The sequence below is a fragment of the Marinobacter flavimaris genome (genome assembly GCF_002933295.1).
GTDB classification, from domain to species: Bacteria; Pseudomonadota; Gammaproteobacteria; order Pseudomonadales; family Oleiphilaceae; genus Marinobacter; species Marinobacter flavimaris.
The window spans coordinates 295007-307811 of the sequence record NZ_PSSW01000003.1 but is presented as its reverse complement, the minus strand read 5'-3'; the positions used below and the strand labels follow the sequence as shown (position 1 = coordinate 307811).

General features: G+C 59.6%; 12 protein-coding genes. 9 read left to right on the top strand and 3 right to left on the bottom strand.

Annotated elements, in window-relative coordinates:
- Positions 1–32: 32 nt before the first annotated feature.
- Entirely contained in the window at positions 33–1145 is a 1113-nt protein-coding gene (locus MDHKLMBL_RS07420) for an S-(hydroxymethyl)glutathione dehydrogenase/class III alcohol dehydrogenase (protein ID WP_104270483.1), read from the bottom strand.
- Between the two features lie 168 nt (positions 1146–1313).
- Here MDHKLMBL_RS07420 and MDHKLMBL_RS07415 point away from each other — a divergent pair, with 168 nt between their 5' ends.
- From MDHKLMBL_RS07415 to MDHKLMBL_RS07375, 9 genes are all read left to right on the top strand, one after another.
- Positions 1314–2636, top strand: a complete 1323-nt coding sequence (locus MDHKLMBL_RS07415) for a DASH family cryptochrome (RefSeq protein WP_104270482.1) — start codon at positions 1314–1316, stop codon at positions 2634–2636.
- Between the two features lie 16 nt (positions 2637–2652).
- Positions 2653–3159, top strand: a complete 507-nt coding sequence (locus MDHKLMBL_RS07410) for a DUF6231 family protein (RefSeq protein WP_014579130.1) — start codon at positions 2653–2655, stop codon at positions 3157–3159.
- Entirely contained in the window at positions 3150–4811 is a 1662-nt protein-coding gene (locus tag MDHKLMBL_RS07405) for a phytoene desaturase family protein (protein ID WP_104270481.1), read from the top strand. The genes MDHKLMBL_RS07410 and MDHKLMBL_RS07405 overlap by 10 nt, the downstream gene beginning before the upstream one ends.
- Positions 4812–4817: 6 nt before the next feature.
- Positions 4818–5411, top strand: coding sequence for a tRNA-uridine aminocarboxypropyltransferase (locus MDHKLMBL_RS07400; protein WP_274540922.1), 594 nt, complete (start codon positions 4818–4820; stop codon positions 5409–5411).
- A gap of 70 nt (positions 5412–5481) precedes the next feature.
- The gene (locus MDHKLMBL_RS07395; RefSeq protein WP_008177157.1) at positions 5482–5739 is read left to right on the top strand and encodes a TIGR03643 family protein; all 258 of its coding nucleotides are present in this window, start codon (positions 5482–5484) and stop codon (positions 5737–5739) included.
- Positions 5740–5817: 78 nt separating this feature from the next.
- Positions 5818–6237 carry a YkvA family protein gene (locus tag MDHKLMBL_RS07390; protein ID WP_053113743.1) on the top strand — a complete coding sequence of 140 codons (420 nt, stop codon included), beginning with the start codon at positions 5818–5820 and terminating at the stop codon, positions 6235–6237.
- A gap of 68 nt (positions 6238–6305) precedes the next feature.
- Positions 6306–7076 carry a flagellar motor protein PomA gene (pomA, locus tag MDHKLMBL_RS07385; RefSeq protein WP_014579126.1) on the top strand — a complete coding sequence of 257 codons (771 nt, stop codon included), beginning with the start codon at positions 6306–6308 and terminating at the stop codon, positions 7074–7076.
- Between the two features lie 2 nt (positions 7077–7078).
- A complete protein-coding gene (locus tag MDHKLMBL_RS07380; protein WP_008177152.1) occupies positions 7079–8002 on the top strand; it encodes a flagellar motor protein MotB in 924 nt (307 codons plus the stop codon).
- A 222-nt stretch (positions 8003–8224) separates the two neighbouring features.
- On the top strand, positions 8225–9433 hold the full coding sequence (locus tag MDHKLMBL_RS07375; protein WP_104270479.1) for an ammonium transporter: 1209 nt from the start codon (positions 8225–8227) through the stop codon (positions 9431–9433).
- A gap of 19 nt (positions 9434–9452) precedes the next feature.
- Here MDHKLMBL_RS07375 and MDHKLMBL_RS07370 read toward each other — a convergent pair whose 3' ends face one another.
- Positions 9453–10532 (bottom strand): lipocalin-like domain-containing protein, encoded by a 1080-nt coding sequence (locus tag MDHKLMBL_RS07370; protein ID WP_104270478.1) that lies wholly within the window; start codon positions 10530–10532, stop codon positions 9453–9455.
- A complete protein-coding gene (locus MDHKLMBL_RS07365) occupies positions 10529–12799 on the bottom strand; it encodes an FtsX-like permease family protein (protein WP_104270477.1) in 2271 nt (756 codons plus the stop codon). Before MDHKLMBL_RS07365 ends, MDHKLMBL_RS07370 begins: the two co-directional genes overlap by 4 nt.
- Between the last annotated feature and the right edge of the window lie 6 nt (positions 12800–12805).

The window sequence follows — 12805 nt, the reverse complement described above, 5'->3', positions numbered from 1 at the left end:
AGCATAGTACACTGCGCCCGATCAGTCGGCGATCAGAAATGAATAACCGTCCGGATACTCTTACCCTCATGCATCAGGTCAAACGCCTTGTTGATGTCTTCCAGCGGCATTTCATGGGTAATGAACACATCCAGTGGAATCTCACCCTTCTCGGCTTTTTCCACATAGCCCGGCAATTCCGTACGGCCCTTCACGCCGCCAAACGCTGAGCCTTTCCAGACCCGGCCTGTGACCAGTTGGAACGGGCGAGTGCTGATCTCTTCGCCGGCACCTGCCACGCCGATGATGATGGATTCGCCCCATCCCTTGTGACAGCACTCCAGTGCCGCGCGCATGACTTTGACATTGCCGATACACTCGAAGGAGTAGTCGACACCACCGTCGGTCATCTCGACGATGACTTCCTGAATCGGCTTGTCATAGTCGTTGGGGTTAACCACATCTGTCGCACCCAGCTGTTTGGCAATGTCGAACTTGCCCGGGTTGATGTCGACGGCGATGATACGGCTGGCCTTGGCCATGGTTGCCCCAATAATAGCGGCCAACCCGATGCCGCCGAGGCCAAAGATGGCAACCGTTGCGCCTTCTTCCACCTTGGCGGTATTCATCACGGCGCCAATCCCGGTGGTGACACCGCAACCGAGCAGGCAAACCTTCTCAAGAGGCGCTTCCTTGGGAATCTTGGCCAGGGAGATTTCCGGCAGTACCGTGTATTCGGAAAACGTGGAGCAGCCCATGTAATGATAAAGTGGCTGACCGTTGTAGGAGAAACGAGAGGTACCGTCGGGCATCACGCCCTTGCCCTGGGTCGCACGCACGGCACCACACAGATTGGTCTTGCCAGAGGTGCAGAACTTGCACTCGCCGCATTCGGCCGTGTAGAGCGGAATCACGTGGTCACCCACTTCCAGGTTTTTGACGCCAGGTCCGACCGCCTCGACAACACCGCCACCTTCGTGGCCCAGAATGGTCGGGAACAGGCCTTCAGGGTCAGCACCAGAAAGCGTGTAGGCGTCGGTATGACAAACACCGGTGGCAACGATGCGCACCAGAACCTCGCCCTCCTGGGGCGGCGCCACATCGACTTCAACAATTTCTAGCGGCTTGTTGGCCTCAAAAGCCACCGCTGCACGGGATTTAATCACTGTCGGACTCCTGTTGAATTCGGATCTGTGTTTTGGATTTCACGCCACGATGTGCGGGCTGTTCGTTAATTCTAGACGAAGTGCGCAACCAGATGGGCGGCGAAATCTTTTTCGGAACTGGCTCGTATCTTCTCACAGCTGACAGATACCGAGAGAGGAGCTCTTACGTTGCGCACGCTTTACTGGTTTACGCGGGATCTTCGCCTGCACGACAACGCTTCGTTGCTGGCGGCCTCGAAGTCCGACATGCTGCTCTGCCTCTATGTGGTCGATCCGCGCTGGTTTGCGCCCGGTCCCCTGCAGAGCAAGGCCATGGGGGATCATCGGTGGCGCTTTCTTTGGCAGAGCCTGATGGCGTTGGAACGCAGCCTTCGACCACTGGGCCAGCGGCTCCACATCGACTTTGGTGAGCCGGAAACGGTCATTCCCCAACTTGCGCACGCCCACAGCATTGAACGGGTTGTACGCTCCCGACTTCCGGGTACCCAAGAGGCCGGTCAGTGGCAAGCCATCAAGGACAGGCTGCCCAAGGCAAAATTCCAGCAATTCGAGACTCTGAGCCTGTTCACCGAGGGTTCCCTGCCGATGGCGCTCGGGGAGTTGCCGGATACCTTCTCCCAGTTCCGCAAGCAAGTTGAGAAAACCGGAGATCGCTGTTCAGAACGCTTGCGAATCCGCACCCTGACGGCCCTGCCGCCACCGCCGGGATTCCCGGAGGACAATCGCGGCGACTGCCCGCCGATACCGGAACCGGTTCATCCGTTACAGTTTATGGGTGGTGAAGCCGCCGGCCTGGCGCGGCTGCAGGAATTCCTCTACGGCAACCACAGCATTGACCGCTACAAGGAAACCCGGAACGCCCTGGACAACTGGGATGCCTCCTCCAAGTTCTCACCCTGGCTGGCCAACGGCTGTCTCTCGGTCCGGGAAATAGCAGAAACCATCACCGAATACGAAGCCAGCGAGACTAAAAACGAATCCACCTACTGGCTCTGGTTCGAGCTCCTCTGGCGCGAATACTTCTACTGGTACGCCCTGAAACATGGCGCCAACCTGTTCCGCCGGGACGGCGTCCAGCGCAAACGCCGGCATGGCACCTTCTACGGCCATCGTTTCAAGGCCTGGTGCCAGGGCAACACCGAATATCCGATCGTGAACGCCGCAATGAACCAGCTGCGGGAAACCGGTTACATGAGCAACCGGGCCAGACAGCTGGTCGCCAGTTGCTTCATCAACGAACTCGGGTTGGACTGGCGCTACGGAGCGGCATGGTTTGAGGAGCAGTTGATCGACTATGATGTAGGAAGCAACTACGGCAACTGGCAGTACCTGGCTGGCGTAGGGGCGGACCCGAGAGGCCTGCGGCAGTTCAACCTCGAAAAACAGACGCAGCAGTACGATCCCACCGGCACCTTTATTGACCGCTGGGGCGGGCATGCGGATCAGCCCGTAGGCTTACACACAGTGGATGCGGCAGACTGGCCCCTGTAGTAAAAGGCGAATCGCCATGGCGGAAATGACGGACAACAGCAACTCGGATGCAGCACGGGAGACACTGGCCCGCATCATCGAAACCAGCTCACCGGCAACCCTGGTGAGTTGCGGCAGCCTCGCAACCGAAATATCGCGGATGTGGCAGAACCACCAGGATGGCGTCGATGTTCGAACTCTCGACACCATCGACCCCAACGCCAGGCTGCACATCGACCGGGTTGCAGACCTGGCGCTGATAACCGGCACCCTGGAGCACCTGCCTCATGATGAAGGCGCCCTGCTGCTGGGCCAGCTAAGAAACTATGGCACCCATCAGATCGCGGTGCTGGTTGGCGAAGCGCCAGGCTGGGCCTTTACTGATTTCATCGGCCTTGGCTTCCGTCGCCATGCCGAACTGGAAAATGATAACGGCGCACTCACGCTGTACACCTACAATCTGGATACTTACAACCACAAACGGGCCTGGAACAATCCAGAGAACTGGGCCAATCCGGAAATGTGGGGCAAGGCATGGTGGTAAAAAGCACTGAAGTGAACAGTCCGTCTTCTCAGAAACTGAAGCCCAGTACGATCAGGATCGGTACCCGTTACCGGGCCAATCGCCTGAAAGGCCCCTACGACGCCATTGTAATTGGCTCCGGCATCGGCGGCCTGACCACCGCGGCCTGCCTGGCCAAGGCGGGCAAGAAAGTCCTCGTGCTTGAGCAGCATTACACGGCCGGCGGCTACACCCACAGTTACGCTCGCAACGGCTACGAATGGGACGTAGGCGTCCATTACATCGGCGACATGGGCTCTCCCCACACCCTGGGCCGCAGGCTGTTCGATTACATCACCGACGGCAAGCTGGAATGGGCCCCCATGGACGAGAACTACGACCGCTTCTTCCTGGGTGAAAAGGTCGTGAATCTGCGCGCCGGCAAGGAAGGGCTGCGTCTCTCCCTGCTCGATGCCTTTCCAGATGAACAAGAAGCCATCGACCAGTATGTAAAGCTGCTGGGCAAGGTGGCAGACGGCATGCAGTGGTACACACTCTCCAAGCTCGCCCCCGGCATATTGAGCCCGGTTATCAACAAAGGACTGGATGTCGCCCTGCCTGACTGTTTCAACAAGACCACGTGGGAGGTGCTGAGCGAGCTCACCGACGACCAGGAACTGATCGGCGCTATCACCGGCCAGTGGGGCGACTGCGGCGTCACGCCGATGCAGTCCAGCTTTATGGTCCATGCGCTGATTGCCAAACATTACCTCTACGGTGGCTTTTACCCCGTCGGCGGCGCGTCGGAAATTGCCAAAACCATTATCCCTGTTATCCAGCATCCCGGCGGTGAAGTCTTTACCTACGCCGACGTCACCGACATCCTGGTGGAGAAAGGCAGGGCAACCGGCGTTCGCATGGCCGATGGCGAGGAAATCCGGGCACCGCTGGTCATCAGCAACGCCGGAGTTATCAACACTTTCGAAAAACTGCTGCCCGCCGAGTCCGCCGAAAAGATCGGTTACAAAAGCAAACGCCAGCACATCATTCCCTCCATGCCCCACATCGGCCTCTACATTGGCCTGAAGGGCACACCGGAGGCACTGGGCCTGCCGCGGACCAATTTCTGGATCTATCCCAGCGCGGACCACGATGGCAACGTGCAACAGTTTCTGGATGACCCGGACAACACCGAGTTCCCGGTGGTCTACATCTCCTTTCCGGCAGCCAAGGATCCGGATTACCAGAACCGCTGGCCTGGCACCTCCACCATCGAGATCGTCGCCCCGACGACCTGGGAGATGTTCGAGCCCTGGCAGGACACCATCTGGGGCAAGCGGGGCGACGACTATGAAGCCCTGAAGCAGAAAATCACCGACCAGTTGCTGGAAGTGATGTACGAGAAACTGCCCCAGCTGCGCGGAAAAGTGGATTACGTGGAAACCTCAACCCCGCTTTCCACCGCCTGGTTCTGCCGTTACGGCCGGGGCGAGCTCTACGGCCTGGACCACAACCCCGAGCGCTTCGAACAGGAGTGGCTGAAACCCAAGACCGACATCCCCGGGCTCTACCTTACCGGCCAGGATATCCTCACCTGCGGTGTCGTGGGCGCAATGATCGGTGGACTGGTCAGCACCCTGGCCATTCAGGGCTGGCGCGGGGCCGGTCTGGCGAAGCGTATTTTCGTGGGGTAACAGGGGTTGCCCAGACCGATTTGCGCGGATTGCGGCATGCACCCGAATATCTGTGTTTGCGAAGCGTGTGCCCCCGTGCGAAACCGAACGGGGGTGACGGTACTGCAGCACCCGACCGAGGTCGGCCATGCCAAGGGTACCGTTCGCATCCTCACCCGGTGCCTCGCAAATCTCAGGCTCTTCACAGGCGAAATGCCGCACGATTTCCATCAGGCCGGGTTTGATTCCGTCGCCGGCAGTCATCACCCGGCCCTGCTGTTTCCGGGGCCCGGCAGTGAGGCGCTCGAAACCTCAGACGTACGCCAGTTCGATCACTGGATCATCCTCGACGGCACCTGGCGCAAGGCCGCCAAAATCCTTCACCAGAACCCGAAACTCTCTGCGTTGCCGCGTTTCCATTTCGCCAGTCCGCCGGCCTCCGCCTATACCATCCGAAAGGCGCCCGGAGAACACCGCCTGGCCACGGCAGAGGCCGTTGCCTATCTGCTCAATGTGCTTGAGCCAGAGCTGGATACCCGGCCAATCGCCCACGCCATGCGCACACTGGTAGACAAACAGCTGGCCCAGATCCCGGCCCGGCTGCACAGGCACTACCAATAGACCAGGCGGGTGAGACGACTGGCCAGCTCAAACGTACTCTGGGAACACGTAAGTCAAACAGAGAAACCCCATGTCAGAGCAGTTTGAACCGGCGGACCTTTCCCGCATCATCGAGATGGCGTGGGAGGACCGCACACCCTTCGAGGCCATCGAAGCCCTCTATGGCCTTCGCGAAAAAGATGTTATTCGCCTGATGCGTCGTGAGCTCAAGCCCGGTAGCTTCCGGCTATGGCGCAAGCGGGTAACCGGGCGCAACACCAAACATCGCCAGCTACGACCTGAGGGTGTAGACCGCGGCTATTGTCCGACCCAGTACAAGCACCGATAAACGCCTTGTCATTGGCATTGACGGCGAAGCTGCGCGATCATGAGCACTCAGGCATCAAGCAAGTGAGGAACCCTCTCGATGGCATTGTTCAACCAGAAAAACGCCCGGAAACAGCTGGACGCCGAAGCGGGCAAGGTGCATCGGGCGGATCTGGAAACGCTGCTCGACCGCCAGCGCAGCATTGAAGAGAAAGTGAAAGAAAGCGGCAAACTGTCTCGCTTCAGTGCCGACATCAAGCTGATGTTTTCGATGATCCGCGATTACTGGTACGGCAATTACCGGAGCGTTCCGTGGAAAACGATCGCGGCGGTGGCCGGTGCGCTGATCTATGTGATGAACCCCCTCGATGTCATTCCCGACCTGATTTTCGGCTTCGGTCTGGTGGACGACGCCGGCGTTGTTGCGCTGTGCCTGAAGCTGGTGGAGTCCGATATTCACCGCTATGCTGCCTGGAAAGAACAGCAGGAAGAACTGGAAAGAACCCATCAGACGAATTGATTAAATTCTGATCTGAAGGTAATCTCACACCCCTTCTCAGCCTTGCTCAAACCAAATCTGGAGATACCGTGGATTTCGCCACTCTTATCGGTCTTGTTGGCGCTAGTTTACTCATTGCTTCGGCAGTTATTCTTGGCACCTCTCCGTTGGTATTTATCAATCCCGCATCCCTGCTGATCGTTGTCGGCGGTACCATGCTGGTTGTTCTCGCCAAGTTCAGTTTTGCCCAGTTCCTGGGTGCCTTCAAAGCTGCTGCCCGCGCCTTCAAGTTCAAGTTGCCGGAAACCCAGGCGAGCATTGAGGAGCTGGTGGATATTGCCAATGTGGCCCGGAAAGAAGGGGTTCTGGGGCTGGAAGACAGAGAGATCAGCAGCCCGTTCCTTGGACAGGGTATCCAGATGCTGGTGGACGGGCAGGACGGGAAAACCATCAAGGAGCTTCTGAACAAGGAGCGCCTGATGACCCTCGACCACAACCGCTCCGGCGCCAAGGTCTTCACGGCCATGGCGGACGTGGCGCCGGCCATGGGCATGATCGGTACGCTGATAGGTCTGGTTCAGATGCTGTCGAACATGGAAGACCCGAAATCCATCGGCCCGGCCATGGCCGTTGCCCTGCTGACCACGCTTTATGGCGCCATGATTGCCACCATGATTGCCACCCCGATTGCCGACAAGCTCTCTCTGCGCATGACCGAGGAAGCGCGCATGCAGTCGCTTTATATTGATGCCCTGGTTGCCATCCAGGAGGGTACCAACCCACGCATCATCGAGCAGATGCTCTCCAGCTACCTGCCGCCCAAGGAACGTGAAAAAGTGGCTGAACCGGAAGGCGCGTAATCATGGACGAGTTGCCAGAAGAGGAAAAACCGGGAATTCCCGCCTGGGTTGTCACCTTCGCCGATCTCATGTCCCTGCTGATGTGTTTCTTTGTTCTGCTGCTGTCTTTTTCCGAGATCGACGCCCAGAAGTTCAAGCAGATTGCCGGTGAACTCTCCAAAGCCTTTGGCGTGCAGCGAGATGTGCCGGCCCTGGAGATCCCGAAGGGCACCAGCCCCATTTTTGACAAGTTTTCCCCGGCGCCGCCAGAGCCCACCGTGGTCAACGAAGTCAAACAGACCACCACGGACGAAGCGCCGGAGCTCCAGACCCTGAAAAGCCCCACCGACATGGCCGTTGAAGCGGCCATGGAGGAACAGATGCAGGAAACCATGGACGATATCCTGAAAGTCCTGGAGCCGGCGATCGCGGATGGGCGCATCAATGTGAGCGAGGATCAGCGGCGAATCGTGATTCGGGTTGAGGAAAAAGGTTCTTTCCCTTCCGGCTCGGCTCAGCTGACCTGGGAATTCGAGGGCCTGCTGCTGGATATGGCGGAGGTGATTGAAGGCATTCCCGGTGACCTGACGATCGAGGGACACACCGACAACGTGCCTATCCGGACCGACCGTTTTTACAGTAACTGGGACCTCTCCGCCGCCCGTTCAGCAGCCGTTGCCAACGTTCTGGTTGCCCGGGACCAGGTGGAACCCACGCGTCTGTCCGTCACCGGTCTGGCGGATACCGAGCCGCGGGTACCCAACACCTCTGCAGAGAACCGCGCCAAGAACCGGCGCGTGGAAATCATCATTGATCTCTCCGGCCCGATGCAGGAACAGGAAGTACGCCTTCGGGAACTGATCCAGTCCGAATCGGATGATGCCGAATCCAGCCTCGGGATCGAATCCGAATCCGACAGCTCGACACCAAACGAAATCAGTTGGTAAGCGCACTCTATTTTGGTGCGCTACACGCTAAAACGCACAGCATTAGTGCATTATTAGAGTGAAAATAGTACCTCACATTTCTGAAAGCCCCCTCAACTGCCCTTCAGCTCTTGATATGCCTTGTTTTGGAACAGCTCTTGCTTCAGCTGCACCTCAACAATGCACAAGCCAACGTAAACGGTCCGATAGAGGCCGGACACACAACATCAGGAGCGAAAACCCGTGGACATCACGAGTGCAGTACATACCCTGACCGAAAGCGCCAACACGCTGTTCATCCTTATCGGCGCCATTATGGTGCTGGCCATGCATGCCGGCTTTGCCTTCCTGGAAGTGGGCACGGTTCGCCACAAGAACCAGGTCAATGCCCTCGTCAAGATCATGACCGACTTCGGCATCTCCGCCGTGGCCTACTTCTTTATCGGCTATTACATCGCCTACGGCAGCCATTTCATGAGCGGCGCCGCCGAGCTCACTGCTGCCAACGGCTATGATCTGGTGAAGTTTTTCTTCCTGATGACGTTCGCCGCGGCCATTCCCGCCATCGTGTCCGGCGGTATTGCCGAACGCGCCAAGTTCTACCCGATGCTGATTGCCTCAGGCCTGATTGTCGCCTTTATCTATCCCTTCTTTGAGGGGCTGATCTGGAACGGCAACTATGGTTTCCAGGGCTGGCTGGAGAACCAGTTTGGTGCATCCTTCCACGACTTTGCCGGCTCCGTTGTAGTGCACGCGGTGGGCGGCTGGATCGCCCTGGCGGCCGTACTGGTTCTGGGTGCACGAAATGGGCGCTACCGCAACGGCAAGGTGGTGGCCTTTGCCCCCTCCAACATCCCCTTCCTCGCCCTGGGCGCCTGGATTCTGACCGTCGGCTGGTTTGGCTTCAACGTCATGTCGGCCCAGACCCTGGACGGCATCAGCGGCCTGGTGGCCGTGAACAGCCTGATGGCCATGGTCGGCGGCATCCTCGTCTCCATGCTGCTGGGCCGCAAGGACCCGGGCTTTATCCACAACGGCCCGCTAGCGGGACTGGTGGCGGTATGTGCCGGCTCTGACCTGATGCACCCGGTAGGCGCTCTCGTGACTGGCGGCGTAGCAGGCGCCATCTTCGTTTACCTGTTTGAATGGGCGCAGGCCAAAATCGAACGGCTGGACGATGTTCTGGGTGTCTGGCCCCTGCACGGTGTCTGTGGTGTCTGGGGCGCGATTGCCTGCGGCATTTTCGGCCAGCAAGCGCTGGGAGGCCTTGGCGGCGTCAGCCTGATGTCGCAGATCATCGGCTCATTGGCGGGCGTTGTGGTGGCCTTTGTTGGCGGCCTGATAGTTTATGGAGCAATCAACGCCATCTCTGGCCTGCGCCTGACCGAAGAGGAAGAGTTCAACGGGGCGGATCTGAGCATTCACCGGATTGGGGCGACCGCAGTCGAGTGACGCCGGTTCACGGAGCAGTTCACTCACCGTATCCGGTCAGCTCCATATAGCCGACCCCGTCATGGCTGCCGGATACCGACACCGGGCTTTCCCAATATGGGTAAAGCCCGGTGTTCCGATAGTCCCCCACTGGCGCAGCCACCTCCAGGTTCAGGCCAAAGTCTGGCACTTCCAGACGCCATGCACGGGGATAACCGTCGCCCTGGGTTAATGACGTCAGGTTGAGCTGATCGGCACCAAGAGCGATGGGCTCGCCATCAGCCGGAATCCAGGTTCCGGCACGAAAGCCACCGTCTTCTTCCCTGAGCTGGAAAGCCATCAGTTTGTCGCCCGAGTCCAGGTGCAACGCAAACCAGTCCCAGCCCTGCTGGCCGGATTTCAGAAACTGGCTGCTCCACTCCCGGTCAAACCAACCCTTCCCACTCACTTCCAACGTCTGATCGCCCAGGGTGACCCTGCCGTCGATCTGAAGGTCCACCAGACTGAAATACATGGAACCCTCGCCATCGGCGGATTTGGCGCTGAAACCCTGATCGCCATGGGCAACGGGCTTTCCGGTGATCCTCAGGGTCAAATCGTAGGACCAGCCATCCGCCGCGACCTGCAACCGCCATGAACTCTGCCCGGATTCAGCCTCAAGCTGCCAGTCGTCCAGCCACACGGCGATCGGCTCTGCCCGGGCTCCGGCGTGGCCAACGTCTCCCCGGGCCAGCTTCTCTGCGAAGTAGTGCCGGGTATCAAAGCTTACTGCGGCGTGGGCCATCCAGGCGGCTTCCAGAGGCCAGTTATTTGCATCCGGAGGCTCAGCGTCTGCCGGCCTCGGCTCGATTGCCTGGCGGAACTGGGTCCATTGCAGGCCAAGGGGCTCGCCATCCTCCGTCTTCAAATTGGCTGTCAGGTACCACCATTCGATCCGGTGCTGTGGGTGGGGGCCATAATCCTCGGGAAACGACAGCCGTTCTCCCGCGCCAGGCTGCAGAAAGGGCACACCGGATTCGTTATCCGCGATGCTGGCCAGTCCGGCAAAGCCTGACTCTTGCTGTGGCTCCGAACAGCCGGCCAGAACCACGGCGAACCAGATGAAGATCCAGCGCCTCATCGTTCACCTCCTGCCAGGGCATTGGCGTTTACGGGTGCGACCGTCGGCGATTTCAACTGGCGGCTCATCAGGAAGGCGATGCTGAGACCGATCAGCATGCTGAGCACACCAAGCTCCAGCCAGAACCCCGGATAGACGGCCATGGGCAGGGACCAGCCAAACGCGATGGGGTTGATCCGATGCACCAGCACCCAGGTCAGCCAGACACCCAATGGCAGGGCCAGCAGGGCAATGGCACCGGTTAACGACACTGACAACCGGACCAGTTGGACCGAAGCCTGCCTTCGTGACAGCCCCCACACCACAAGCAGCCGGAAATACCAGGCACGGGTCGAGAAAAAGACCCAGCCCATCATCAGAAGGGCGATAGCCGCCAGTATCAGGGTCAGGGTGGTCATGGCCCGGGTCAGCAGAAAGGTCTGGTCGAAAATGGCAGAAGCGAGCTCTTCAATCGCCCGGTTGTCCCGGACCGTCAACGCCTCGACCTGCCATACCCCTTTTAATCCATCGGTCACTGCCTCAATGGAGAGATTGCCCGGCGAAACTGACAGGCTCTGGAAGCCGGTTTCGAACTCCGCTGGAAGAACCGACGGATGAATCAGGATCTCGCCGGCTGGACGACCGTAGTCCGGGTAAATGGCCAGTACCGGAAGTTCGAAGGACTGGCTTCCGAAAAGTACCGTCAATGTCTGGCCGACCGCTATATCCTGCCGGCGCGCCAGCTGTTCATTCACCATCACGCCCTGGCCCTGTTGCAGTCGCTGCCAGGGCTGCGGCGCTGATTCAAACAACTCCCAACCGGTCACCAGTGGGCCAACGGGACCGATGGCAAAGACGTCTACCCTGGTTTCTTCCTCATCCTCGCCGCCCGGCAGGGTTGCCCGGCCACGAATGACCCGGTGCCACAGCCCGGAAGCAGAGAGCCCCGGCTGTTCAGCGAGCCAGTCGAGTGCCAGGGCCGCATCTGCTGATTCCGGGACTTCGACGTAATAGTCCGCTTCCAGTCTCTGCGCCAGCCACCGGTCAAACGTGCTCTCAAAAGTCGTAACCAGTGCCTGCACCGCAAGGACCATCGCCATGGCGAACTGCAGGGCTACCAATGGCAAGGCCAGGCGACGAGCCAGCACGGCAAGCTCTCGATGGCGCCAGCGTGCCTGCAGATCCCTGTCGTGGCCGGACCGCCAGTCTGCAAGCGAGGCAATCAGCCTGGGCGCGAGAATTCCCGCCGCCACGAATACCATGGCCACGGCAATGAAAAGCCAGAGCAGATCGGTGACCCAAACCGTCAAGGCGAGGCCTGCGACCAGAACCAACAACACCACGCCGCCGTATCGGCGGTTGCCTCCCACAAGCCCCCGGAAAATTGGCCGGAGGAAATCCGCCAGACAAGCCACCAGAATCACGGCCATCATGGTGACAAGCGGCACCAGCCAGCTCCCGCCCTGGCCTGCGTATAACGGCTGATCGAAGAGCCCCTCAAGCGCCTGTCCGAAGCCGCTGCCCAGACCAGCCGCCAACCAGCGGCCAAGCCAGATTCCTGGCAGGACACAAACCGCAGCCAGCAAGAGGATCTCGACAACCAGCAGGCGGTTCACCCGGCCCCGGGGAACGCCAAACCGATACAACAGGGCAAAGCTGTCGCGACGTTGGGCCAGGCCGAGCAGGTAAACACTTCGCACGAGCAAAGCGGTAATGAGGAGAACCAGGACCCCCAGGGCATCCAGATTCAACAGGAAACTGTCACCCAGTTCACCGGTAGCCGGGCCAACGCTGAACGGCACCAGCTGATAGCCGGGTGGTAGATCGGCCTTGCTGTGGTCATCAGATACCAGCAGCGACAATTCGCTGCCCTGCTCACGGGCCAGCTCCGCCGCTTCACTGATATCCACAAAAGGCCGGCCATCCAGCTCCCCGTCCCAGGGCGACTCCTGCCCGCCGGGGGCCTGGAAGCAGCCCGCTGCCAGAGGGTCGACACCCACGACTCGACCGCCTTCCGGCTCGGAGACCTCCAGCCAGGGCATGACACAAAGCCCGGCTCGACGCAGCTCCACGAAGTCGTCCACAGTTACGGGGCTACCATCTGTGCGAGCCACCTGCTGGCGCTCGGCCACCGCCGACTCGCTCTGGTCGAGACTCGCGCGGGCCTGGCTGGTGAGATGGTGGACGCCCGTCCAGAGCATAGTGGCAAGCACAATCATGGCGGCCAGGGCCAGCAACTGGAGAGGATGGCGACGGTAGTGGCTGAACAGGGCGGCCGGAAGAGTCATCGCGGG

Bases quoted from the DNA above. Each gene is read 5' to 3' on its own strand.
- MDHKLMBL_RS07390 (WP_053113743.1), top strand. From the start codon at position 5,818: ATGGCATTGTTCAACCAGAAAAACGCCCGGAAACAGCTGGACGCCGAA.
- MDHKLMBL_RS07370 (WP_104270478.1), bottom strand. From the start codon at position 10,532: ATGAGGCGCTGGATCTTCATCTGGTTCGCCGTGGTTCTGGCCGGCTGT.
- MDHKLMBL_RS07410 (WP_014579130.1), top strand. From the start codon at position 2,653: ATGGCGGAAATGACGGACAACAGCAACTCGGATGCAGCACGGGAGACA.
- MDHKLMBL_RS07395 (WP_008177157.1), top strand. From the start codon at position 5,482: ATGTCAGAGCAGTTTGAACCGGCGGACCTTTCCCGCATCATCGAGATG.
- MDHKLMBL_RS07380 (WP_008177152.1), top strand. From the start codon at position 7,079: ATGGACGAGTTGCCAGAAGAGGAAAAACCGGGAATTCCCGCCTGGGTT.
- MDHKLMBL_RS07365 (WP_104270477.1), bottom strand. From the start codon at position 12,799: ATGACTCTTCCGGCCGCCCTGTTCAGCCACTACCGTCGCCATCCTCTC.
- MDHKLMBL_RS07405 (WP_104270481.1), top strand. From the start codon at position 3,150: ATGGTGGTAAAAAGCACTGAAGTGAACAGTCCGTCTTCTCAGAAACTG.